The sequence below is a fragment of the Enterococcus sp. DIV2402 genome (assembly GCF_017426705.2).
In the GTDB taxonomy this organism is placed as follows: Bacteria; Bacillota; Bacilli; order Lactobacillales; family Enterococcaceae; genus Enterococcus_F; species Enterococcus_F lowellii.
This window is the reverse complement of sequence record NZ_CP147251.1, coordinates 127904-152954: the sequence shown is the minus strand read 5'-3', so window position 1 is coordinate 152954 and position 25051 is coordinate 127904. Positions and strand designations below refer to the sequence as shown.

Sequence of the window (25051 nt, the reverse complement as noted above, 5' to 3'; positions counted from 1 at the left end):
TCCAATCGGTTTTTATTATATTTTCTTCATATGTTTATAGTTAATAATGATAACGCCATTACTTTTGGACATGAGCTGTTTATTGTCAGCAGTTTCATTAATTTCAATAACGGCTGAGTTTTTTAGCTGTTTAGTGACAGTACCTGTTTCTACTTGATCGTGAATTTTGAATGCTACCGGAGTATCTACGGTAAACATTTCACCAAATTCGGATGGGACGACAGTTGTTTCAAATTTACCAAATGTTGACATATTTAAAAAACCTCCCTTTCTGTATTAAATTGTAACACATTTTTTGGAAATTTTCAGACAACAGGATTATAAAAGAATTTCACTTTACAAAAAAAAGATTTTTAACTATAATACTTGTGTATTTTCGCCAGCTTAGCTCAGTTGGTAGAGCAACGCACTCGTAACGCGTAGGTCACAGGTTCGATCCCTGCAGCTGGCATAAGTAATTAACGCTGATGTAAAGCCGTCGTGGTTTTTATTAGCGTTTTTTATCGAGTCAATCATAAAAATAAATCATATTCAAAGAAGCGTTGATACAGAAATAACTGTCTTACAAAAAAAATGAACACGATAAAAAATTTATAAATTGCTCTAAAGTGAGTATTTCTAAAATTTTTTTGAATGTCTCAGCGGAAGACTTTCAATTCTAAATGATTCCATCTATAATGAGAAGAGTATTTTTAGGGAAAGAGAGAGCCGATGGAAAAAAAGAATGTGTTTAGAAATGATAACCGAATTGATTATGGGGTAATTTTACCTGTTTTTCTTTTATGCTTAGTGGGATTAGCGTCATTATATGTTGCATTGTTTCATAGTCATAATTTAGCAGAATCTGCTAATCCAATTAAAGGCGTTCTAAAGCAAGGTGTTTGGTATGTGTTTGGGGTTATTGCAGTCGCTATTATCATGCGAATTAGTTCTAGAATGTTATGGCTATTAACGCCGTATATTTATGGTTTAGGACTCGTAATCATGGCGCTATTGGTTCGTTTTTATGATCCAGATATTGCGGCGTTTACTGGTTCTCGTAACTGGTTTAGCTTTGGAGCCTTTACTGTACAACCAGCCGAGTTAATGAAAATTGCGATGATTATGATGTTGGCTTTGGTTGTTACCAAGCACAATGGGAGTTATCGTGAGCGAACGTTACAGACAGATGGACTGTTGATTGGTAAAATGTTAGCTGTGACGTTACCAGTTATTATTTTAGTTTTATTACAAGAAGACTTTGGGACGATGTTAGTCTTTTTAGCTATTTTTGGCGGAATCTTTTTGATGTCTGGGATTTCCTGGAAGATTGTGGTTCCAGTCATTGCAACGTTTGTGGTTATTGGTGCCGGCACAATTTTTTTAGTTCTTACAGATGGTGGACGAGCGTTTTTAGAAAATATTGGCTTATTCTCGGAATACCAATTCAAGCGAATTGATGCCTGGCTAGATCCTTTTCATGACGTTCAAGGAAGTTCTGGGCAAGTAGCTAAAGCAATTATGGCGATTGGTTCCGGTGGTATGTTTGGGAAAGGTTTTAATGTCAGTGATGTCTATGTCCCTGTTCGTGAATCGGATATGATCTTTTCAGTAATTGGTGAGAATTTTGGTTTTGTAGGTAGTACTTTTGTGATTTTATTATATTTCATTTTAATTTATCGCATGATTCGGGTTTGTTTTGATACGAACAATGAGTTTTATACCTATATTGCAACTGGAATTATTATGATGATTTTATTCCATGTGTTTGAAAATATCGGTGCAAACATTGGCTTGTTACCGTTAACTGGGATTCCATTGCCATTTATTAGTCAAGGTGGTTCAGCATTGTTAAGTAACATGATTGGCATTGGTTTGATTTTATCCATGCGTTATCATTCTGTTGACCAAGAGTCAGAAACACTTAAAAGAGGTAGTAGAAGGAGCAAAAGATAGATGTTTACATTATATTGGTATCCAAAATGTAGTACGTGTAGAGACGCAAAAAAATGGTTGGAAGCACATGGACAAACTGTTGAGACAATCGACATGATTACGCAACCTCCTGAGCCAAAAGTATTACAGGCGTGGATGGAAGCTAGTGATTTGCCGATGCGTCGCTTTTTTAACACAAGTGGCATGAAGTATCGTGAATTGGGCTTGAAAGATAAGATTGATAGTTTTACACTAGAAGAAGCTAGTCAGGTTTTAGCATCTGATGGAATGTTGATTAAACGACCTATTCTAGTAAAAGATGGTGAATTTTTATTGAATGGGTTTAAGGAAAACGAATATGAGGGAGTCCTTTAAAATGGAAAAAACATGCTTGAAGAAAAAAGATAACTTATGGATATTATTTAATGGCGTGGAATATGTCATCGGTTTAACAAAAGAAGCACAAGATGATTTAGGAAAAATTACGTTTGCTTCTGTTCCCAAAGTAGGACAAACATTTGCGCAAGGGGATACATTAGTTGAACTTGAAGCCGAAAAAGCCGTGAATGAATACCTAAGTCCATTAACTGGTGTGGTCTCTTCTGTCAATGAAAAAATTGATGAAGATGTGGATATATTAAATGATGAAGATGAGCTAAATGCTTGGATTATTAGTTTGAAAGATGTCGATGTAGCACAATTTGATGCACTATAAAAAAATCCCTGTAAAGTTTCGTGTAGTGACCCCCAAAAGTTAGATTTTTGGAGGTCGGTACATTCGACTTTACAGGGTATTTTTTATTATTCTTCTTCACCGATAACTTCTGGTTCAGCAGCTTCACCAGGTTCTTCATCTTCTACAATTTGAGCTTCATTCACAGCCGCAATTTGTTCTTCGGGATTTGTTACAATAGTATATTCATCAGAAGTTGGAATATCTTCAACAGTGATGGATTGACCAATTTCTAAAGAAGTAACATCAACTTCAACATTTTCTGGTAATTTATCAGGGGTAGCAGAAACAGTCACGCTATATAGATTTTGAGTTAGAACACCACCAGCTTTGACACCAGCAGCTTCACCAACTAAAACAACTTCTGCTTCCACTTCTGTTTCTTCTTTCATGTCAACGGATAGGAAAGCAACGTGTGTCACTTGACCTGTAAATGTGTCAGACGAATAGTCTTGGATCAAAGTATTAACATTTTTTCCGTCAATAGCCAATGTAATTACAGTGTTTAATCCATGCGTACGTAAAATACGGTCAAATTCTTTGGCATCAATGGAAATAGGTGTACTTTCTACTTTGTACCCATTTACAATTGCCGGAATTTTTCCTTCGTGACGTAATTTGTTTCGAATAGAACGGGGGCGAACTTCTCTCTTACTTACTTTCAATGATACTGACATAACTCAATTCCTCCTAAATTTCCTGTGTTGTAACAGTAGTTTTTAAGCAAATTTTTGTTACTCATGCACATTTAAGTGGCACGTGATTGAGAACACGCAAAAAGGCAGTTGTTTATCCACAGCTGCCCAGAAAGGTTGATCAGATCTTTCTCCACCAGGTTGTAACGCTGTGTGTAGTGAGAACTTATATTTACTTTACCCTTTAACCATACGTGGAATTTTAATAGAAGTCAAAGATTTCGATTTTTTTATTAGGACAATCTTAAAGAATTCAAGCTATAATAAGATAGAAAGAAAGGGATACTATGCGATTAGATAAATTAATTGAGAAACAGTTAAAGACGTCGAGAAAACAGATGAAACGTCTTTTTTTAATGGGGAAAGTTCAAGTAGATGGTCAAGTGGTTTATCAAGAAAATAAAAATGTGGATAGTCGAATTCATCAGATTGACATTAATGGGCAACGCCTTTTTACAAATGACAAATATTATTTATTAAATAAACCTCAAGGTGTTGTCACTGCCAATAAAGATAATTTGTCAACTGTTTTCGACTGTTTACATACTGAAGACTATCGTCAAGATTTAGTGGCAGTCGGGCGTTTGGATCGTGATACAGAGGGTCTTCTGCTACTAACAAGCAATGGACAGTTGAATTATGATTTAATTCAGCCAAAGAAAAAAGTTGATAAAGTATATGAAGCAATCATTAATGCAGAAGTGACTACAAAAGATATGACGATCTTCGCTCAAGGTATTAAATTTATTGGGGGTGCAACCTGCCAACCAGCAAAATTGGAAATTTTATCAGCAACACCCTATGAAAGTCATGTCCGTTTAACTATTCGAGAAGGAAAATTTCATCAAGTGAAAAAAATGTTTTTAGCGACTGGTAAAAAAGTCATCTATTTAAAACGTGTGGCAATGGGGCCAATTACACTAGGAGATTTATCAGTAGGTGCTTATCGTGAACTAACGCAAGACGAATTACTGTTATTAAAAGATTATTTCAGATGAAAAATCTAGGCATAATTATTTACTTAGGCTTTCAAACTATGGTTTAATAGTAAAGTACTAACTTATAGTAAGTTTAGGAGGATGTTATGTTTAAGAATAGATTGGTCATTGGCATTATTATTATTCGAGTGATTTTAGGAATCACTATGTTGTTGCACGGTGTTGCGAAATTCACAGATTTAACTGGCACACAACAATTTTTTGAAAGTATCGGCGTACCAGGAATCGTTGCTATTTTGACTGCTTTGGTAGAAGTAGTTGGTGGAATATTTATGATTGCGGGGATATTAGTGCCACTGGTTTCGCTAGGATTTATTGCCATTTTATTAAGTGCAATGTATTTGTTAAAAGCACAAAGCGGCTTTGTGAATGGCTATGAATTAGAACTATTATTGGCAGTCATCAGCTTAGGTGTGGGAATTAGTCATTTTGATAAAAAAATTGTGCAATTTATTCCCACAAAATAACAAGAAAAAACCAGGACTACATTTTGTAGCTCTGGTTTTTTTCAATAAGTTTACTAATGGCTTCAAATTCCAATATGAGTTACACTATTTAACAGAGTGAAGACAAAAGGAGCGTTACTATGCGATACAAAACATTATTATTCGATGTCGATGATACCTTATTAGATTTTAAAGATGCAGAAAATCAGGCATTACAATCTCTGTTTCAAGAAGTGAAAATTGAGCTGACACCAGAAATTGAACAGACTTATAAGGTGTTAAATCAGCAACGTTGGAAAGAATACGAAAAAGGCAATATGACTTCAGCAGAGGTTGTAAATGGTCGATTTGGTATTTTGTTTGAACATTTAGGAAAACAAGTAGATAGTCCAGCCATGGAAAAACGCTATCGTCATTATTTGAATCAAGGACACAAACGCTTAGGAAATAGTTTAGAGATTGTACAGGACTTGGCAGAAAAAGCTGAGTTATACGTGGTTACAAACGGTGTTGCCACAACTCAATACCAACGTCTCACTGATTCAAAGCTATTACCTTATTTTAAAGATATTTTTGTATCCGAAACAGCGGGTTATCAAAAACCAAAACGAGAATTTTTCGACTACGCATTTGCACGTATTCCAGAATTGAAAAGAGAAGAAACAATCATTATAGGAGACTCTTTGACTTCTGATACTCAAGGTGGGAAAAATGCTGGTATTGATACCATTTGGTTAAATCCTGTTAAAAATGTTGAAGAACCAAACATTAAACCGACTTTCCAAATTCGAAACCTGGAAGAAATTTATGGAATTTTAGTTTAACTGGTGGATTTTGATAGTAATTTTGCCTATTTTCGTTATAATTTAAAGAGAATTGAAAATGAAAGAGGTAAATTTGATGACGAAACATAAACCAATCATTATTGGCGTTACTGGAGGATCTGGAAGTGGCAAGACAAGTGTCAGTCGTGCGATTTTAAATCACTTTCCCGAGCATTCAATCATGATGTTAGAGCATGACTCTTATTACAAAGACCAAAGCCACTTAGCCTTTGAAGATCGTTTAAAAACGAATTACGATCATCCGTTAGCTTTTGATACGGATTTATTGATTACGCATTTATCAAAATTATTAAATTACGAAACGATTGAAAAACCTGTTTATGATTATGTCAAACATACACGTAGTGACGAAATAATTATTCAAGAACCAAAAGAGGTCATCATTTTAGAAGGGATTTTAATTTTAGAAGATGAACGATTACGTGATTTAATGGATATTAAAATTTACGTGGATACAGATGACGATATTCGTATTATTCGTCGTATCAAACGTGATATGGAAGAACGTGGACGTACGCTAGATTCAATCATTGAACAATATTTATCCGTCGTAAAACCTATGTATAATCAGTTTATTGAACCAACCAAACGTTATGCAGACGTCATTGTGCCTGAAGGTGGCGAAAATCATGTAGCGATTGATTTAATCAATACGAAAGTTGGCTCAATTTTAGAAGATTAAACACTAGCCAAGCGAGTGATTTTATGCTAAAGTAATCTTCATGCGATGAGCCGAGACGGCTAGCGGATGCTAGTCAACTCAAACAGAGACACACCGAGGAAACTCAACCTGCCGGATTTGCAGGGTGTCGGATGATTGTTTTGTGGAGAATCGATCATCTACTAGCAATAGTACTGTAAAAAGGGCAACAACAAACAATTTGTTTGTTGTTGCCTTTTTTTGTGTATGTGTGCTTTTTCAGTGGTTCAGGTAGAGCGATTGCTGAAGCAGCAGGTACAGCGGTACGTAATCTTCTTGAAAGTGATACACAATATAAAGTGAACAAACTATTCCTAATTTTCGGAAGGCAGCAAGCGCAACACTATTATGTGAAGGAAAAACAGAAAAATTCGAGCAACCGTATCAAAGCAAATTTGTTTTTGGAGAGTCCGATTGTCACTAAGGAGTTGATTTTACAAACCGTTGAATTATTTGAACAATTCTATCAGCAAGGGGGCGATTAGAGAGTAACGAGGTATTTTTTCTTTATAAACCAGATAGTAAATTTTAATTGTTAAGAAAGGAATGTGTGATATTACGTTATGAACAATAAATATCTGAACGATAGAAAGACGACTCCTATGCTTCGACAGACCTCTGTCGTAATAGTAGCACACACGCTTCTCTATGGTTCAGATACTTTTATTTGTATTCATGTCATAACTTCAGGCTAATTACTCGAAATGCGCACGCTATTCTTTCACGTCTAGATAAGAATAGGCTCGTACATCATAGCGATTTCTGCTACATGAGAATTCTAGTGGTTGACCATTGTTTAAATAAATGATTTGTTGAATCTCTAAAACCGGATCTGTTTTTTTACATTGTAAATACTGTTGATCAAATTCAGAACTGATATCGGCCATGATTGTTCGATAGGCACCAGCAAATTTAATCCCCAATTCGTCTTTGACATAACTATAGATAGAATTAGCAGCATGGATTTTTTTCAATCCAGGTACAAGATTGACTGGCATATACGTATACTCTAAAATAAATGGTTCACCATCTAAAATGCGAAGACGAATAATTTTGTAAATCGGCTGTTCAGCATCGATCATTAAACGTTCTTGGATATTCTTGTCAGGAAAATCAACTTTAAATTCAATGACTTGACTCTCTAATGAGCGATGTTCACGCATCATCTCTGTGCTTAAACCTTGATAATTGGACAAAATAGACGTATCACGATTAACGAAAGGGTGATTTAATACTTTTGTACCACTACCACGTTGTGCATAAACTAGTCCTTCCATAGTCAAAATATTAATGGCTTTTTTGATGGTCATTCGACTCACTGAAAATTCTTCTACCAATTGTACTTGATTGGGTAAAAAGCTGTCAGGAGGATAAATCTGACTTTTGATTCGTTCTCTTAAAACATTTGCGATTTCTTCGTACTTCAACACATCATTCACCTCTATTTGAGTATACATAATTCTTTTCATTTCCTCAATCTTAAGATGAAATAAACAAGAGATAAACGCGAAATACACGGGTTTATCTCTTGTTTTGTTTACTCTTCGATAGTTGTTTGGCGATCCATTGCTCGTAAGAATGGATACCAAATTAAAGCAACTATAATGAAATCTATTGCTTGCAATAAACCGCCTAACCATGAGTTTGTGGCTAGTGTTCCGCTAGCAATAATTGGAACTGTCCAAGGAACGGAAACGCCTGTCGGGGCAGGAACGATACCTGTTGCCATCATAAAGTAGTTGAAGGTGGTTACAATCAATGGTGCACAAATCCAAGGAATTAAAATGGTTGCGTTGAGTACAATTGGCAAGCCAAAAATCGCGGGTTCATTCACATTAAAAATGCCTGGAGCTAAAGCTAGTCGACCAATCTCTTGATATTGCTTTTTCTTTAAAACAAAAGCCATTAAGATGACAACTGCCAAAGTCATACCAGAACCTCCTAGTCCAACAGTAAATGTTTCCATGAAAGGTTTGGTAATAATATGAGGTAAATCCTGTCCTTGTTGGTATGCTTCAAGGTTATCTAGCATTAACGTATTCCAAATTGGGTCCATAACAGAGTTTACGATAATTTGCCCGTGTAATCCAAAGAACCACAGAAATTGAACTAAAAATAATGCTAATAAAGTCGCAGGTAAACTACTACCTAGCCCAGTTAATGGTTTTTGGATGACTTCATAGATAACATCATGCAAGTTCACATGAAAGATTCCAATCATTAAGGCATTAACTAATAGAAAGAAAGTCAAAGTTACGACTGCGGGAATCAATGCGGCGAACGATTTTGTCACAGCTGGTGGAACACCATCAGGCATTTTTATTTGCCAGCCTTTTTTAGTGATTCGACAATAAATTTCTGCGGCAATAAAAGCGGCAATCATACCAATGAACATTCCTTTTGCACCTAATCGATCCAAAGAGAGTACGCCACTGACTTCAGTACCATCTTCAGTTAATAAAACAAACGGTGTTAAAATTAAAAAACTAGCTAAAGAAACAGCGCCACCGAAAATAGCCTCAACTTTATAAGATTTAGATAAATAATAGCCAATACCAAATGTGACAAAAATTGTCATAATACTCATTGTGGCATTTTGTCCATTTCCAAAAAGACCGCTCAAGGTTCCTTTTGTAGCATCATTAAAGAAAGGTAAATTATTAATAACAACAACAATAGAGCCAAACATCGTAAGTGGAAAAGAAAGCATAAATGCATCTCGTAAAACTGATAAATAACGATTCTGCCCTAATGCATTAGCTAAAGGCATAATTTTTTCTGACAATTTGTCCATAAAACTATTCATTATAGTCACCTCTATATATATTTGTAATCGATTACAACGAAAATATACCATTATTTATTTTAAATGTCTAGTCATTTATTTAAAAAGATTGATTTATTTTTTGATATCAGCTATGATAATTGGGAAATCGTAAAGGAGGAAAAAATATGAATTATAAATTTCCAGAAAATTTTTTATGGGGTTCAGCAGCTAGTGGTCCGCAAAGTGAAGGGCGAATCCATGGTGATCTTAAGGGAGAGAGTATATGGGATTATTGGTATGAAGAAGAGCCAGAAAAATTTTTTAATAAAGTAGGTCCAGAAAAAGCATCACAAGTATATACGAAATATAAAGAAGATATTCAATTGATGAAAAAGACAGGACATAATTCATTTCGAACATCCATTCAGTGGAGTCGTTTAATTCCGGATGGTGTGGGAGCTGTCAATCCAGAAGCGGTGGCATTTTATAATAGCTATATTGATGAATTACTGTCGAATGATATTGAGCCTTTGATAAATTTGTATCATTTTGATATGCCGAAGTCTTTACAGGAACAAGGAGGATGGATGAGTCGCCAAACAGTGGATGCTTATGTAAGATATGCTAAAATTTGTTTCGAACTATTTGGTGATCGTGTAAAGAAATGGTTTACTCATAATGAACCGATTGTTCCAGTAGAAGGAGGTTATTTGTATCAGTTTCATTATCCAAATGAAGTGAATTTAAAAAAAGCTGTTCAAGTGGGCTTCCATGAAAATTTGGCTAGTGCTCAAGCAATCAAGATATATCATGAGATGGAATTAGATGGCGAGATAGGAATTATTTTAAACTTGACACCTAGCTACCCACGAGATGATTCCAATCCAGAAGATGTTAAAGCTGCAGCAATTGCAGATGCTTTTTTCAATCGTTCCTTTTTAGATCCCGCTGTCAAAGGAACGTTTCCAGAAGAATTAGTAGAAATTATCAAAGAATTAGATATTTTACCAAAAATGGAAGTAGAAGATTTACTAACGATTCAGGAAAATACAGTTGATTTACTTGGAATTAATTATTATCAGCCACGTAGAATCAAGGCCAAAGAAACACCAATCGCTGATATCAATCATCCAATGCCAGACGACTATTTTGATAATTATGATATGCCAAATAAAAAAATGAATCCTTATCGTGGTTGGGAAATTTATGAAAAAGGAATCTATGACATCTTGACCAATACTCGAGAAAATTACGGCAATATTAAATGTTATATTTCTGAAAATGGTATGGGGGTAGAGGGAGAAGAACGTTTTATCAATAAAGACGGTCAGATTGAAGATGATTATCGCATCGCGTTTGTTAAAGATCATCTAAGGTATGTTCACCAAGCAATTCAAGAAGGTGCAAATTGCATTGGCTATCATATGTGGACCTGTATGGATAATTGGTCATGGACTAATGCTTATAAAAATCGGTATGGCTTCATTGCAGTAAATCTTGAGCAGGATGGTCAACGAACAATCAAAAAATCAGGATATTGGTTTAATGAAGTTTCTGAAAAGAACGGATTTAATTAAAGAATAGATAGGCTGTGACGTAAGGATGTATCATCCTCAGTTATAATCAGAAGGGGACTTATGTCACAGTCCTCTTTTTTTTGTGTATTCGTGCTTTTTCAAATGAAAAAAAGTATAGTACAATCAAATGTGACAAAGGAGGAGAAAATTCATGATTCATTACGGAATTATCAGCGCTGCACAGATTGTTCCCCGCTTTGTAGCAGGAGTGAAAGAAAGCAAAGATGGCGAAGTTGTGGCGATTGCAGCGCGTGATTATGCACGTGCGCAAGAAATGGCAGAACAGCTTGAAATACCTAATGTCTATGGTAGCTATCAAGAATTATTGCAAGATACTACCATTGATATTGTGTATATTGCCGTGTACAACAAAGGTCATTACGAAACGGCTAAGGAAGCCTTGTTAGCGAACAAGCATGTTTTACTGGAAAAACCCTTCACACTTAATTGGGATGAAGCAGAAGAATTATTTGATTTGGCGCGTGAACGCCAATTGTTTATCATGGAAGCACAAAAAGCATTGTTTTTACCAATCACACAAATTGTCAAAGAAAAAATTGAGGCAGGAGCAATCGGCACGGTGAACTATATGCAATCAATTACGGCATATCCTACGGTTCATCATATTGATTGGTTTTATTCTGTTGAAGCAGGTGGTGGTGCACTACGTGGCTCAGGCGGATATCCTCTACAGTACATGTTGTATGTGACAGGCGGAGCGATTGTTGAAGCGGCGGGTACAGCGGTACGTAATCCTCATGAAAGTGATACGCAATGTGATGTCAGTGTACTATTTGAAAATAAAGTACAAGGGAATATTTTTATTACTACCCATCTGGATTTACCGAGTCAGCTAACATTTTATGGAACAAAAGGGGAGCTGACTATTCCTAATTTTTGGAAGGCAACAAACGCAACACTGTTATGTGAAGGAAAAACAGAAAAATTCGAGCAACCGTATCAAAGCGAATTTGTTTTTGAAGTCAATCACGTCAATGACTGTCTTCAAAAAGGCTTGTTGGAAAGTCCGGTTGTCACAAAAGAGTTGACCTTACAAACCGTTGAATTATTTGAACAATTGTATCAGCAATGGGAAAGCTAAACATCCGGAGGTAAATCATGCTATTCTTAAACGATACACCCGAATTAAGTCCGATTGATTTTGAGATTTATAAATATATAGCGTCTCATATGGAGCAAGTAAGTTATATGCGTATCCGTGAATTAGCAACCTGCACACAGGCAAGTACCGCTAGTATTTTACGTTTTTGCAAAAAATTTGGCTGTGAAGGTTTTTCGGAATTTAAAATTAAATTGCGATGGTATCAGGAGAATTTAGAGAAACAACAAACGGTGCGAACTGTAGATGAGAGTGCTTTTATCAATTTTATTCATCGTTTGAAGGAAGAACGATTCCAAGAGGATTTACAGAAAGCAGTTCAACTTTTAGCGGAAAAAGAAATGGTGTTTTTTATTGGGGGAGGAACATCCAATAGTATTGCTTCTTATGGCGCGTTCTATTTTGCCTCTATTTTCCCGGTAGTCGCGCACCTTGATTTATCAGGGAATCATTCATTGAATTCGTTAAGCACTGCGAGCGCTGAAAAAATGGCACTGATTGTTTTATCAGTAGATGGAGAATCTTTAGACGTTATCAATTATCTCAATCATTTTGTGGCGCAACAACGTGCGATTATTTCGATTACCAATAGTGCTAACTCAACAATTGCCAGCTTGTCAGATGTTAATTTAGCCTACTATATTACAACAGCGCGTAAGGGAAAAGCCGATATAGCCACACAAGTTCCAGCGTTATATACGATTGAATATTTAGCAAAAGAAGTTCAAAAATCAAAAAATAAAAAAGCGTAGAAGCAGATTGTATGTTGAACCTCAAAAGGTAGAGCAAAAAGCTACCTTTTGGGGCTTACAATATCGTTTCTACGCTTTTTATTGAGGCTGTGACTTGCTGCTTTTAGTGGATTTCATGGTTTAAATGCAAGCGTTTAGCAATTTTTTCTAATAAAAATAGGGCAGGAACCTGTGAAGTCAGCTCAATTGTTTTATCTGTATTGTTACTGGATTTATAAATTGTTTCACGTTCGATAAAATAAGGAATCGTTAAATCCGATAGTCGGCTAATAGTAGAAGTTTCAGAATTAGTGATTGCAATAATGCAGCACTTTTTTTGGTTCAAACGTTGCAAATAATGAATCATTTCTTTGGTTTCACCAGAAATAGACAAGACAATTACACACACTTTCTCTAATATTTCTTCAGAAAACCATTCAATAGGATAATTGGAAGGGTCTTCAATTTTTAAAGCGGTTTTGGCTAAATTAGTAAAATAAAGCGATCCATAGGCGGCGATTGTTTCAGATGTTCCTGAACCGATAAATAAAACTAACTGTTTTTCTCTGAGTAATGACACTGCTTGATCAATTTTTTCTTGTAGAAACGGTTGATTGACTCGCTGTAAAAAATCCATGTATTGTGTTTCATCACTTTCTGCAATTTTTGATTTTTGCAAAGAATCATTGTACATCCGTAGTTTAATTTTGAATTCTGAAAAAGAAGCACATTCAAATTTTTTGCAAAAACGCGTGATACTAGTGGCACTGGTGTGGGTATGGTTGGCCAATTCTTTAATTTTTATTTTTGAAACAGCATCTAAATGTTGAGCGACAAAGCGATAAATCTCAAATTCTAAAGGAGTTAATTCAGGTACATAATCAAGAAATAACATGTATTCATCCTCCGTAACATGTCGTGACATAAATGTAACAAGAAACATTTTCCGTTATTGGAAACTAAAATGAATTATATCATTATATTGATTTTAATTCATGCTATACTCTCGGTGTAAATGATAGCACTTACAAATGGAGGGATTAGATGCATTATTCATTTTCAAAAGACTTTTTTTGGGGAGCAGCAACGAGCGCTACACAATCAGAAGGACGGGTTGAAGGAGATAGGAAAGGAGAAAATATTTGGGACTATGCGTCAAAAGAATACAACCATCGCTTTTTCGACGGTGTTACGACAGAACAAACGTCAAGATTTTATGAAGATTATCAAGAAGATATTCAAAAGATGGCGGATTTATCATTTAATTCGTTTCGAACATCCATTTCATGGTCACGATTGATTCCAGATGGGGTTGGCGAAGTGAATCCTGAAGCAGTTGTTTTTTATAATCAGATGTTGGACGAGTTAAATGCAAAAGGCATTCAACCATTTATCAATTTGTATCATTTTGATATGCCGATGAAATTGCAAGAAATAGGTGGCTTTGAAAATCGAGAAGTGATTCAAGCTTATAAAAAATATGCCGAAACTTGTTTTGAACTATTCGGAGATAAAGTCGCCTATTGGTTTACCTTTAACGAACCGATGATTCCCGCCGAAGCAGGTTATTTACATGATCGCCATTATCCTTATGTAGTGGATTTTAAAAGAGCTGCCCAAGTGCTACATCATATTGTTTTGTGTCACTGTGAAGCCATTAAATCTTTTCGTGAAGGTGGTTATTCTGGAAAAATAGGAATTATTATGGATGTGATTCCAGTCTATCCGCGTAGTCAACATCCTGCTGATTTGTATGCCGCAGAAATGGCCGATTTGTTTTATACCAAAAGTTTAAATGACGTTATTTTGAAAGGGTTTTATCCGGAAGAAATTGGCGAAATATTACGAAAATACGACCAATTACCAGTTGTCACAACAGCAGACAAAGAGCTTTTATCAGCAACGAAAATTGATTTGTTAGGGATTAATTACTATCGTCCTCGCCGTGTGAAAGCGAGAGAAAGTGTACCTAATCCAGAAGGTGTTTTCTCTCCAGAATGGTTTTATGATAACTATGAAATGCCGGGGCGTCGCATGAATACATCGCGTGGTATTGAAATTTATCCTAAAGGGCTGTATGACATCGCGAAGAAAATTCAAAATGAATATGGGAATATCGATTGGTTTGTTTCGGAAAATGGGATTGGTATTCAAGATGAGGAACAATATCTTCAAGACGACATGGTTCAAGATGATTATCGTATCGAATTTTTAGAAGAACATTTGAGTTGGTTACATCAAGCAATGGAAGAAGGCAGTAACTGCTTAGGTTATCATATGTGGACATTTGTGGATTGTTGGTCATGGATTAATGCCTTCAAAAATCGCTATGGTTTTTATCGTATGAACTTGGAGACAGGCGAAAAAACAGTGAAAAAATCGGGTTTATGGTTCAAAGATGTTATTGAAAATCAAGGCTTTGATAAAAATAATTAAAACAGGGGATGAAGAAAAATGAATTTTTTAGATTCAGTTGCAATGAAACTTTTACCGGTTGCGAATGCCATTGGGAATCAACGGCATCTGCAAGCTGTACGTAATGGATTGATTTCAATTTTACCATTGACGGTTGTGGGTTCCTTTTTTACGATTATTCTGAATCTACCTATTCCTGGATATACTGAATGGGTAGCGCCGTACTTAAATGCACTGGATGTTCCGTTTCGTTTCACAGTAGGTTTAATGTCATTGTATGCGGCATTTACGATTGGTTCTAACTTAGGGAATTCGTATAAATTAGATAAAATTACTAGTGGTTTCCTCTCAATGCTGGCTACTGTTTTAATGATTGTCCCGATTAATCTAGCGGAGGGTGTGAATCAAGCAGGAGAAGCAGTTGCGGCTGGACGCTATTTACCGATTGCTCCTCTAGGTTCTCAAGGCTTGTTTGGCGCGATTGTAGCTGCATTGATATCTGTCGAAATTTATCATTTTACCAAAGTAAAAAAATTAGAAATTAAAATGCCAGAAGGTGTACCACCAGTTGTGGGAGAATCGTTTGCTGCATTGTTACCAACATTATTAGTCATTTTGATTTTCTGGATTCCTCGCCATTTCTTTGGCTTTGATTTGAATGGTTTATTGACGATTGCCATCTCACCATTAAAAGGATTTCTGACGGGAAATAACTTACTTGGTGGTATCATTACTCAATTTGTAATTTGTGTTTTTTGGGTATTGGGGATTCATGGCCATGCAGTATTGGGTCCAATTATTCGTCCATTTTGGGATCAAGCAATTTTAGAAAATGCTGAATTGTTCCAAGGAGGAATGAACGCTTTTGATTTACCGAATATATTTACTGAGCAGTTTTATCAATGGTATGCACAAATGGGTGGAACCGGTGCAACATTAGCGTTAGTGGTTCTGTTTATGTTCTCCAAATCAAAATATTTGAAGCAATTAGGCAGATTATCTATTCTACCAGGTATCTTCAACATTAATGAACCAATGATTTTTGGAACACCTATCGTCATGAACCCACTACTAGCTATTCCATTTATTTTAGTACCTATTGCGAACACTATTTTAGTTTATATCGTTACGGCTTTGGATTGGATGCCAAGAATGATGGTTAAACCACCGTTTTCAATTCCAGCTCCACTGGGTGCCTTGATCACTTCTAATTGGAATTGGGTTGCGTGTGTCATGGTAATTGTCTGTTTCTTTGTTTCATTGGCGATTTATTATCCATTCTTCAAAGCATTTGAAAAACTTCAAATTGTTCAAGAAAACGAAGCAGAAAAAGAAGTTGCATAAAAAGGAGTGTTGACATGCAGTTAATCATTCTATGTGTATTACTGATATTAGGCACGCATATTTTTATGAAAAAGCAGGTAGCAATTTTTCAAATCGCTTTTTGGAAACTATTATTGGTAAGTTGTGTCTTTCTTTTATTGGTATTTATCTTAAGTGTAGAACTAAACAATTTTTATCCGATTATCATTAGCCTGGTTATTCTTTGTACCATGTTACAAGTCCGATTTCTTCAATTGTTTCAAAGGGGAAAATAATTGGTATAATAGAGGGAAAGAAATGGATTAAAGCTTTTGCAAACCTTTTCTTAGCGTGGTATGCTTAATAAATATCGATAATGAAGGTGAAAATATGAAAAGAAATCGGGTGTTATATTTAGAGGTTGCCGATCAACTAAAAGAAGATATTTTTTCTGGAAAATATCCAGTGGGAAGTATGTTGCCAACAGAAACTGAATTAGAGGAATTATTTAATGTCAGTAAAATTACGATTCGAAAAGCAATTGAGTTATTAGCAGCAGATGAATATGTGCAGAAAAAAAGCGGGAAAGGAACAACTGTTTTAAGTGACCGTCCTTACAATCGACTTTCTCGAGCTGTTAGTTTTACACAAATTCTTGAAAAATCAAACTTAAATGTGACCAAAACGACCTTACATGTCCAAAAAGTAAATTTACCAACGACACATCCGGCGTATGAATTTTTTGGTGAAGAAGCACTTTGCTTGGAACGATTATATTCGCTAGATAATGAACCGTACATTTATTTTACTCATTATATGCCGACGAGTTTATCATCTATTCCTAAGCAACAGTTTGAAGAGGAGTCGTTGTATCGTTTGATGAATCAAAAAGGATATGACTTGAATTCTTTTGAAGATTCTTTTTCGGCGATTATGCTTTCTGATGAGCAAAAAGAAAAGTTGCAAACGAATGAAGCATTAGCCATTTTACGTATCCGTCAATCAATTGATAAATATGGGAAAGTGGTTGAATATTCTGAAGCGATTTACAATACAGCGAAACAACCATATTATATCGAATACGAAACATAATCGAGTTTTTCGACAATAAGATTTCAAACTTATTGTCGAAAAACGTTTACAAAAAAATGTTTCCATGTTACTATTCATTCGTAAACATTATAATGATATAATATGGAGGTCAAGTAATGAATGGTTTTGTAGGTTTTATTGAACAAAAGTTGATGCCTGTTGCTAATAAAGTTGGGATGCAACGTCATATGGTAGCGATTCGTAAAGGGATTATTGCGACATTACCCTTAACGATTGTGGGTTCCTTTTTTACGATTCTGTTAAATTTCCCAATTGAATCGGTAGCAGCAATGATTGAGCCTTATCGTGAGGTGTTAGATATTCCTTTCCGTTATACAGTGGGCTTATTAGCATTGTATGCAACATTTGGAATCGCGTCTTCATTAGCATCTAGTTATAAATTGGATGCGTTAACATCTGGTATTTTAGCAACTATGTCTTTTTTAATTACAGCAGCGCCTCCTTTGCGAGTCTTCGAACCAGTCGAAGGAATTATTGATGCCGGTCGCTTCATTAATATTGCGAATTTAGGTTCTGGCTCATTGTTTGGTGCAATTGTAACAGCTTTATTATCTGTCGAAATTTATCGTTTCTTTATCGTCAAAAATATTACTATCAAAATGCCCGATGGTGTGCCACCGGAAGTAACCAATTCCTTTATGGCATTAATTCCTGGTGGAGCAATTTTAATTTTATTCTGGGCAATTCGTCATTTAATCGGATTTGATATCAATGCGTTCTTGAGTAATTTATTGATGCCATTTAAAGATGTCTTAGCAGGCAATAGTCTATTCGGCGGTTTGTTGACAGTCTTTCTAATTTGTTTCTTCTGGGTATTAGGAATTCATGGACCGGCAATTATGGGTCCAGTTATTCGTCCATTCTGGGATATTTCAATTGCTGAAAATATGGACGTTTTCCAAGCAACAGGGAACGCCCATGACTTACCAAATATTTTTACAGAACAATTTTTACAATGGTTTGTTTGGATTGGTGGAGCTGGAACGACATTAGCACTCGTTGTATTGTTCTTATTCTCAAAATCTAAATATTTAAAACAATTAGGCCGTCTATCTATCTTACCGGGAATTTTTAATATTAATGAACCAGTGATTTTCGGAGCACCAATTGTAATGAATCCGATATTGGGTATTCCGTTTCTTGTAGCGCCATTAGTAACGACAACTTTGTCTTACTTTTTGACTGTTTCTGGTGTTATCCCAATGATGGCTGCTCGTTTAGGTTTTGCGATTCCTGCACCGATTGCGGCGTGGATGAGTACTAACTGGAGTGTAGCAGCAGGAGTCTTAGTAGTAGTGAACTTCTTTATCACGCTAGCTATTTATTATCCATTCTTTAAAGTCTTTGAAAAACAACAATTAGCACGTGAAGCAGAAGAATCAGAATAAAAAAGGAGAGAGGATAGCTAACCACTATCCTCTTTGGTGAAAAAAATGATTATGATTTATATTCTTTGCCTATTTTTTGGCAGTCAAATTTTATTAATGAAAAGTTCATTGGGAACGAAATGCAATCAAGTGAAGTTCCGTTATATTTTAATGCTAGTCATAAGTCTTATTCTAGTGTCTATTGTGTTTGGAGCAGTAGGTGTTCTAACAACTACGATTCTAGGTAGTTCAACGATTTTATATCGATTCCAACAAAAATATGCAGAAATGGAGCAAGGAAAAATATGAAACGACAACTAGGTATTTCGGTTTATCCCGATCACAGTGATATACAAGCAGATAAGGAATATATTGCTTTAGCTGGAAAATATGGCTTTAGCCGAATTTTTATGAGTATGTTAGAAGTAACAGAAGGCAAAGAAGTTGTTGCCAAAAAGTTTAAAGAGTTAATTTTTTATGCGAAAGGGTTAGGTTTTGAAACAATCTTAGATGTCGCGCCTAATATTTTTGAAGAGCTAGGAATTTCGTATGATGATATGACATTTTTCCATGAATTAGGGGCAGACGGAATTCGCTTAGATTTGGGTTTTGACGGAAATAAAGAAGCGATGCTCACTTACAATCCTTTTGGTTTAGCCGTTGAGTTGAATATGAGTAATGATGTCGCCTATTTGGATAATATTTTAACTTACCAAGCAAACACGCCTTATTTATATGGTTGCCATAATTTTTATCCACAAGAAGGAACGGCATTGCCTTATGATTTCTTTGAAAAATGTAGTCAACGTTTTAAAAATCATGGCATTCGTACTGCAGCGTTTATCACGTCACAAGTGGGTGAAGTTGGCCCGTGGGACATTAATGATGGGCTACCTACCTTAGAAATTCACCGCCATTTGCCAGTGGAAGTTGCGGCGAAGCATCTATTTGCAACAAATTTAATTGATGATGTGATTATTGGAAATGCGTATGCTTCAGAAGAGGAGTTAGAGGCATTAAGTCAAGTTAATCGTTACCAAACAGCTTTTGCTATTGAATTTGTAGAGGGGATTAATGAAGTAGAAAAAGCGATTGTACTAAATGAACAGCATTATCGTCGCGGAGATATTACGCACCAAGTTGTTCGTTCAACAGAAGTTCGCAAAAAATATAAACAAGATTCGAATTCACCACATGACAATACCAGCGAGTTCCAAGTAGGGGATATTGTGATTGGGAATGATACGTTTGGGAAATACAAAAATGAATTACAAGTGGTTTTAGAGCCGCATGCAGATGCTCGTAAAAATAAAGTAGGACAGATTATTGATGTCGAACATTTGTTATTACCATTCATTCATCCTTGGTCTAAATTTAAATTTACAGAGAAATAAGGTGAATATATGTTAGATTTAGTAATAAAAAATGCTAAAATGATAACCAATCAAATGTTAGAAATTGGCATTCAAGCAGGTAAAATAGTAAAAATTGCCTCGGTAATTACCGAGGAAGCAAAAGAAACACTTTATTTAAAGGAATCGCAGTATCTTTCTGCTGGCTGGATTGATGATCATGTGCATTGTTTTGAAGAAATGAGTTTATATTATGATTATCCTGATCAAATCGGTGTAGAAAAAGGTGTGACCACTGTGATTGATGCAGGAACGACAGGAGCAGAAAATATTGGTCGTTTCTACAATTTGGCCCAACAAGCCAAAACAAATGTCTATGCGCTACTCAATATTTCTAAGTGGGGAATTGTCGAACAAGATGAACTAGCTGATTTATCTAAAATCAAGGAAGAATTAGTAGCCCAAGCATTAAAAGAATTTCCTGAATTTATTGTTGGCATTAAAGCTCGGATGAGTAAAACAGTCATTGGTGAAAATGGCATTACGCCTTTAGAATTGGCTAAAAGAATTCAGCAGAAAAATCATGTCCCCTTAATGGTTCACATTGGTTCAGCACCTCCAGAGCTAGCTGATATTTTAGCAGTCATGGAACAAGGCGATGTATTAACGCATTGTTTTAATGGTAAAGAAAATGGTATTTTGGCTACTGACAATACGATTAAGCCGATAGCTTGGGAAGCATATCGTAAAGGTATTGTCTTTGATATTGGTCATGGCACGGATAGCTTCAATTTCACTGTCGCCGAGACTGCTTTAAAAGAAGGCATCAAAGCAACTTCAATCAGTTCGGATATTTATATTCGAAATCGTAAAAATGGTCCGGTCTATGATTTAGCCACTACTATGGAAAAATTACATGTGATTGGTTATTCTTGGGAAGAAATCATTGAGAAAGTGACAGTTGCCCCAGCAAAAAATTTCCATTTAACAACAAAAGGGCAGTTAAAAGAAACGTTTGATGCAGATTTAACGATTTTTGAGTTGCTTGAAGAAGATAAAGAGCTTGTAGATTCTAATGGGTTTACTCGGATTACTCCTGTACAAATCAAACCTGTTCACACAATTATTGGAGGAGAAATTTATGACAATGAACTATAATACGTTTGGTTTAAAAGAAGTGATTAATGCTTCTGGTAAAATGACTATTTTAGGTGTCTCTAAAGTATCTGAAAATGTTTTAGAGGCGCAACGTTTTGGTGGCGAACACTTTTTTGAAATGGAAGAGTTAGCGATTCAAACAGGAAAATATATCGCTGATTTACTACAGGTAGAAGATGCACAGATTGTTTCTTCTGCTTCAGCTGGGATTGCTCAAGCAGTAGCGGCTGTTATTGGACAGGGCAGTTTATTTCATGTGTATCATCCCTATGATGCGAGCATAGCAAAAAGAGAAATTATCTTACCTAAAGGCCATAATGTTGATTATGGGACACCTGTAGAAGTAATGGTCAATCAAGGTGGAGGACAAGTGATTGAAGCCGGATATGCGAACATGTGCACAGCCGATCACCTAGAGATGATGGTTACTGACAAGACAACAGCTATTTTGTACATTAAAAGTCATCACACTGTTCAAAAAAGTATGCTATCAGTAGCGGAAGCAGCTGAGGTTGCCAAACGTCATCACTTGCCATTGATTGTCGATGCCGCAGCAGAAGAAGACTTATTTCAATATATGGTAGCTGGTGCGGATTTAGTTATCTACTCAGGAGCTAAAGCAATTGAAGGTCCTAGTGCTGGTTTAGTCATTGGTAAAAAAGAGCTGGTTTCATGGGTACGTCTACAAAGCAAAGGCATTGGCCGAGCAATGAAAATCGGTAAGGACAATATCCTAGGTTTTACCCAGGCAATTGCCGATTATGTGGCACAAGGTAGTGAGCAAGGTGCTTCAATGAAAGAACGGTTAGCACCGTTTATCACAGACCTCAATCAAATTACTAATTTAACAGCGAATGTCGTTCAAGATGGCGCTGGTCGCGATATTTACCGAGCAAGTGTAAAAGTCTTTGGGGAAAAAACAGCGAAAGAAGTTATTGCGGAATTAAAAGCGCAAAATCCCGCAGTGTATACGCGAGAGTACCAAGCCAATAACGGAATTATTGAATTTGATATTCGTTCTGTGAATACAGAAGAAATGAAAAAAATTGTAACACGTTTACAACAAATTATGGATGAAAAAGGAGCGGATTAATATGTCATTAACCCCTAATTATTTAGAAAATCGAATCTGTTTAAATGTATTGGCAAACTCTGTCGAAAATGCGAAAGAATGTTATGAAGCAGCAGAAGGTCACGTGATTTTAGGTGTTTTATCAAAAAACTATGATACAGATGAAAATGCCATTGAAGATATGAAAAAATATCAAGCAGCAACGAACAACGCATTATCGGTCGGTTTAGGCGCTGGCGATCCAAATCAAAGCCAAATGGTTTCACGAATTTCAAGTGTCTTACAACCACAACACATTAATCAAGTCTTTACTGGTGCAGCAACTTCACGGGCATTATTAGGTCAAGAAGAAACAATTATCAATGCTTTGGTTTCGCCAACTGGCAAAGTAGGCTATGTGAACATTGCGACAGGTCCGTTAAGTTCCAAAGAAGCTCCGGCAGAAGTACCTTTAGCAACTGCCATTGCGTTATTAAAAGATTTAGGGGCAAGTTCAATCAAATATTTTCCGATGAAAGGTTTAGCGCATAAAGAGGAATACGAAGCAGTAGCCAAGGCATGTGCAGAACATGATTTTTATTTAGAACCAACGGGCGGAATTGATTTAGAGAATTTTGAAGAAATTGTTCAAATCGCTGTAGATGCCGGTGTGCAAAAAATTATCCCTCATGTATATAGTTCAATTATTGACTCAGCAACAGGCGACACACGACCAGAAGATGTGAAAACCTTATTAGCGATGGCAAAAAACACGTTGAAATAATCATTGTGGAGGGAAAAATATGAAAATTGGTGCTTATGGCGAAGTAATGCTTCGTCTCACTCCTCCTGAATATCGTTTACTTGAACAGACACACTCATTGCGGATGGATTATACAGGAACGGGTGTCAATATTTTGGGCAACTTAGCTCATTTCGGACTGGATACTTGGCTGTTAACGAATGTCCCTGATAATCGTTTAGGGGATGCGGCAATTGTTAATTTACGTAAATTTGGGTTGAAAACAGACTTTGTAGGTAAATATCACAATCACATCGGTAGTTATTTTGCCGAAGTAGGTTTTGGTTCACGTCCAACCTATGTAACTTATCAAAATCGCCATAATAGCTCATTTGGTATTTCTACTGTAACCAATTATTTAATCAAGGAATTTTTGGAAACTGTTGATTTGATTCATATTTGTGGGATTTCCTTAAGTTTAACCGATGCTACGTGGGAGACAGCATGCGCGCTTGCCCAGCAGGCTAAACAACTAGGAAAAAAAGTTTGCTTTGATTTTAATTTTCGTCCAAGTCTAAATACCGAAGCAGGTAAAAAGGCCTTGATGAAAGCACGTTACGAAGCGATTTTACCCTATTGTGACCTTGTATTCGGAACATCGAGAGATTTACTTGAGTTACTCGAAATACCTAAAGAAGCGAATGAAGATAATGTTCGTTATATTCAACGATTTTTGGCGCATTATGAGGTGGAGTGGTTTGCTGGGACGCAGCGTACCACAATGTCTGAAAAACCGTATATTAGTGGTAGAATCATCACGAAGAACGCACATTACGAGACGGAACCAAAATTACTTACAGTATTAGATCGAATTGGCGCAGGTGATGCGTATGCAGCAGGTATTTTATTGGGCTATGCAGAAAAGTGGTCGCTAGAAAAAACCGCTGAATTTGCGACAACAAATGCAGTAGTAGCTCATACCTTATCAGGCGATGTTCCCTTGACAACACGCGCACAAATTCAACAAATTATGGATTATCCAGGCTTAGATTTAATCCGTTAATCAATAGCAATTATTTCAACAAATGAACGAAAATTGTTGAAGTAATTGCTATTTTATTTTTTTCTTCATGCTATACTGAGTGAAAAAAAGGAGTAAGTTATGCAATCTCTTATCAATAAATTACAGAAAAAGCGTCCACAATTAAGTGAATTAGAAAAGCAAGTGTTTGACTATATTTTACGTAATCCAACAGAAATAAAACAATTAACAATTGATGAGTTAGCAGCGAAACTTTTTCTATCGACAGCGACTATTTCACGTACGGCTAAACATTTGGGGTTTAAAGGTTTTCAAGAATTAAAATATGCTATTGCTCAGTATAGTCAAACTGAACGTGGTGAGCGTGAACTAACGAATCCAAGCATCATAAGTTTGTCACAATCAATCCAACTTCAATTATCCCAGACACTTCGTTTATTACAACAAGCGCCAATCAAAGAAATTGTTGATGCCTTATATCATGCTAAAGTGATTGAGATTTTTGGCGTAGGCGGGAGTTTACCAAACTGTATTGAAGCCGCACGAAAACTAACTTTTCTAGGAAAAAAAGCAAATGCCAGAATTGATTGGGATGAACAACAAGCAGTTTCTAAAAGTTTAAGTTGTGATGATTTAGCTATTATTGTTAGTAATAGTGGAGAAACAATTCATATTATTGAATATGCTTTGAATTTACAACAAAATAATGTACCGGTTTTAGCAATTGTGGGTACGGAAAATAGCCGTTTAGAAACGCTTGCTACTCATACATTACAAGCATCAGTAGATATGATTTATTTTGAAGAAGTTGATTTAAGCTCAAGAGTTTCGTTATCGGCTATTTTAGATATTCTATTAATTCAACTGGCTGGCAGAAGTTCTCACGAATGAAGATACAAACGTATGTATCTCCATTCATTTTTTTGAAAGCGCTTGTCAAAATGGATAGATTACCTAAAATAAGGGTAACCAAAAGTTGAGGG

General features: G+C 35.9%; 26 protein-coding genes and 1 tRNA gene. 22 read left to right on the top strand and 5 right to left on the bottom strand.

Annotated features, from left to right (window positions below; translation table 11 throughout):
• Positions 1-15 precede the first annotated feature (15 nt).
• Positions 16-252, bottom strand: coding sequence for a hypothetical protein (locus DOK78_RS00765; RefSeq protein WP_207871753.1), 237 nt, complete (start codon positions 250-252; stop codon positions 16-18).
• A 126-nt stretch (positions 253-378) separates the two neighbouring features.
• Here DOK78_RS00765 and DOK78_RS00760 point away from each other — a divergent pair.
• The 4 genes from DOK78_RS00760 to DOK78_RS00745 all read left to right on the top strand — a co-directional run bounded on the left by DOK78_RS00760 (position 379) and on the right by DOK78_RS00745 (position 2629).
• A tRNA-Thr gene (locus tag DOK78_RS00760) sits at positions 379-451 on the top strand.
• Between the two features lie 260 nt (positions 452-711).
• The gene (locus tag DOK78_RS00755) at positions 712-1935 is read left to right on the top strand and encodes an FtsW/RodA/SpoVE family cell cycle protein (RefSeq protein WP_207871752.1); all 1224 of its coding nucleotides are present in this window, start codon (positions 712-714) and stop codon (positions 1933-1935) included.
• The gene (locus DOK78_RS00750; RefSeq protein ID WP_207871751.1) at positions 1936-2289 is read left to right on the top strand and encodes an arsenate reductase family protein; all 354 of its coding nucleotides are present in this window, start codon (positions 1936-1938) and stop codon (positions 2287-2289) included.
• A gap of 1 nt (position 2290) precedes the next feature.
• Positions 2291-2629 (top strand): glycine cleavage system protein H, encoded by a 339-nt coding sequence (locus DOK78_RS00745; RefSeq protein ID WP_207871750.1) that lies wholly within the window; start codon positions 2291-2293, stop codon positions 2627-2629.
• 86 nt (positions 2630-2715) lie between these two features.
• On the opposite strand, the gene DOK78_RS00740 is transcribed toward DOK78_RS00745, so the two are convergent.
• Positions 2716-3324 (bottom strand): 50S ribosomal protein L25/general stress protein Ctc, encoded by a 609-nt coding sequence (locus DOK78_RS00740; protein WP_207871749.1) that lies wholly within the window; start codon positions 3322-3324, stop codon positions 2716-2718.
• A 305-nt stretch (positions 3325-3629) separates the two neighbouring features.
• On the opposite strand from DOK78_RS00740, the gene DOK78_RS00735 reads away from it, so the two are divergent.
• The 4 genes from DOK78_RS00735 (at position 3630) to udk (ending at position 6313) form a co-directional block, all read left to right on the top strand.
• Positions 3630-4340 carry a 16S rRNA pseudouridine(516) synthase gene (locus DOK78_RS00735; protein ID WP_207871748.1) on the top strand — a complete coding sequence of 237 codons (711 nt, stop codon included), beginning with the start codon at positions 3630-3632 and terminating at the stop codon, positions 4338-4340.
• A gap of 86 nt (positions 4341-4426) precedes the next feature.
• Positions 4427-4807: a DoxX family protein gene (locus tag DOK78_RS00730; RefSeq protein WP_207871747.1), complete on the top strand. Its 381-nt coding sequence runs from the start codon at positions 4427-4429 to the stop codon at positions 4805-4807.
• Positions 4808-4926: 119 nt separating this feature from the next.
• The gene (locus DOK78_RS00725; RefSeq protein ID WP_207871746.1) at positions 4927-5610 is read left to right on the top strand and encodes a YjjG family noncanonical pyrimidine nucleotidase; all 684 of its coding nucleotides are present in this window, start codon (positions 4927-4929) and stop codon (positions 5608-5610) included.
• A 76-nt stretch (positions 5611-5686) separates the two neighbouring features.
• Positions 5687-6313, top strand: coding sequence for a uridine kinase (udk, locus tag DOK78_RS00720; protein ID WP_207871745.1), 627 nt, complete (start codon positions 5687-5689; stop codon positions 6311-6313).
• A 731-nt stretch (positions 6314-7044) separates the two neighbouring features.
• Here udk and DOK78_RS00715 read toward each other — a convergent pair.
• Positions 7045-7761, bottom strand: coding sequence for a UTRA domain-containing protein (locus DOK78_RS00715; RefSeq protein WP_207871847.1), 717 nt, complete (start codon positions 7759-7761; stop codon positions 7045-7047).
• A gap of 107 nt (positions 7762-7868) precedes the next feature.
• Positions 7869-9137 carry a PTS cellobiose transporter subunit IIC gene (gene celB, locus DOK78_RS00710; RefSeq protein WP_207871743.1) on the bottom strand — a complete coding sequence of 423 codons (1269 nt, stop codon included), beginning with the start codon at positions 9135-9137 and terminating at the stop codon, positions 7869-7871.
• 146 nt (positions 9138-9283) lie between these two features.
• Between celB and DOK78_RS00705 the strand changes: the two genes are divergently transcribed.
• From DOK78_RS00705 to DOK78_RS00695, 3 genes are all read left to right on the top strand, one after another.
• Entirely contained in the window at positions 9284-10675 is a 1392-nt protein-coding gene (locus tag DOK78_RS00705) for a glycoside hydrolase family 1 protein (protein WP_207871742.1), read from the top strand.
• 151 nt (positions 10676-10826) lie between these two features.
• Positions 10827-11777, top strand: a complete 951-nt coding sequence (locus DOK78_RS00700; RefSeq protein WP_207871741.1) for a Gfo/Idh/MocA family protein — start codon at positions 10827-10829, stop codon at positions 11775-11777.
• 17 nt (positions 11778-11794) lie between these two features.
• On the top strand, positions 11795-12547 hold the full coding sequence (locus tag DOK78_RS00695; RefSeq protein ID WP_207871740.1) for a MurR/RpiR family transcriptional regulator: 753 nt from the start codon (positions 11795-11797) through the stop codon (positions 12545-12547).
• Between the two features lie 103 nt (positions 12548-12650).
• Here the strand turns inward: DOK78_RS00695 and DOK78_RS00690 are convergent, their stop codons facing one another.
• Positions 12651-13421, bottom strand: a complete 771-nt coding sequence (locus tag DOK78_RS00690; RefSeq protein ID WP_207871739.1) for a MurR/RpiR family transcriptional regulator — start codon at positions 13419-13421, stop codon at positions 12651-12653.
• Positions 13422-13570: 149 nt separating this feature from the next.
• Here DOK78_RS00690 and DOK78_RS00685 point away from each other — a divergent pair, with 149 nt between their 5' ends.
• The 11 genes from DOK78_RS00685 to DOK78_RS00635 all read left to right on the top strand — a co-directional run bounded on the left by DOK78_RS00685 (position 13571) and on the right by DOK78_RS00635 (position 24959).
• Positions 13571-14962, top strand: coding sequence for a glycoside hydrolase family 1 protein (locus tag DOK78_RS00685; RefSeq protein ID WP_207871738.1), 1392 nt, complete (start codon positions 13571-13573; stop codon positions 14960-14962).
• Between the two features lie 18 nt (positions 14963-14980).
• Positions 14981-16285, top strand: coding sequence for a PTS sugar transporter subunit IIC (locus DOK78_RS00680; RefSeq protein ID WP_207871737.1), 1305 nt, complete (start codon positions 14981-14983; stop codon positions 16283-16285).
• A gap of 348 nt (positions 16286-16633) precedes the next feature.
• Positions 16634-17335 (top strand): GntR family transcriptional regulator, encoded by a 702-nt coding sequence (locus DOK78_RS00675; protein ID WP_207871736.1) that lies wholly within the window; start codon positions 16634-16636, stop codon positions 17333-17335.
• Positions 17336-17451: 116 nt separating this feature from the next.
• Entirely contained in the window at positions 17452-18744 is a 1293-nt protein-coding gene (locus tag DOK78_RS00670; RefSeq protein WP_207871735.1) for a PTS sugar transporter subunit IIC, read from the top strand.
• A gap of 45 nt (positions 18745-18789) precedes the next feature.
• Positions 18790-19032: a hypothetical protein gene (locus DOK78_RS00665; RefSeq protein ID WP_207871734.1), complete on the top strand. Its 243-nt coding sequence runs from the start codon at positions 18790-18792 to the stop codon at positions 19030-19032.
• Positions 19029-20117: a DUF871 domain-containing protein gene (locus DOK78_RS00660; RefSeq protein WP_207871733.1), complete on the top strand. Its 1089-nt coding sequence runs from the start codon at positions 19029-19031 to the stop codon at positions 20115-20117. The genes DOK78_RS00665 and DOK78_RS00660 overlap by 4 nt, the downstream gene beginning before the upstream one ends.
• 9 nt (positions 20118-20126) lie before the next feature.
• Positions 20127-21233 (top strand): amidohydrolase/deacetylase family metallohydrolase, encoded by a 1107-nt coding sequence (locus DOK78_RS00655; protein WP_207871732.1) that lies wholly within the window; start codon positions 20127-20129, stop codon positions 21231-21233.
• A complete protein-coding gene (locus DOK78_RS00650; RefSeq protein WP_207871731.1) occupies positions 21217-22326 on the top strand; it encodes a DgaE family pyridoxal phosphate-dependent ammonia lyase in 1110 nt (369 codons plus the stop codon). The genes DOK78_RS00655 and DOK78_RS00650 overlap by 17 nt, the downstream gene beginning before the upstream one ends.
• 1 nt (position 22327) lies before the next feature.
• A complete protein-coding gene (gene dagF, locus DOK78_RS00645) occupies positions 22328-23068 on the top strand; it encodes a 2-dehydro-3-deoxy-phosphogluconate aldolase (RefSeq protein ID WP_207871730.1) in 741 nt (246 codons plus the stop codon).
• Between the two features lie 19 nt (positions 23069-23087).
• Complete coding sequence (locus tag DOK78_RS00640; RefSeq protein WP_207871729.1) at positions 23088-24089, top strand: sugar kinase; 1002 nt, start codon at positions 23088-23090, stop codon at positions 24087-24089.
• Between the two features lie 99 nt (positions 24090-24188).
• On the top strand, positions 24189-24959 hold the full coding sequence (locus DOK78_RS00635) for a MurR/RpiR family transcriptional regulator (protein WP_207871728.1): 771 nt from the start codon (positions 24189-24191) through the stop codon (positions 24957-24959).
• The last annotated feature ends 92 nt before the right edge of the window (positions 24960-25051 follow it).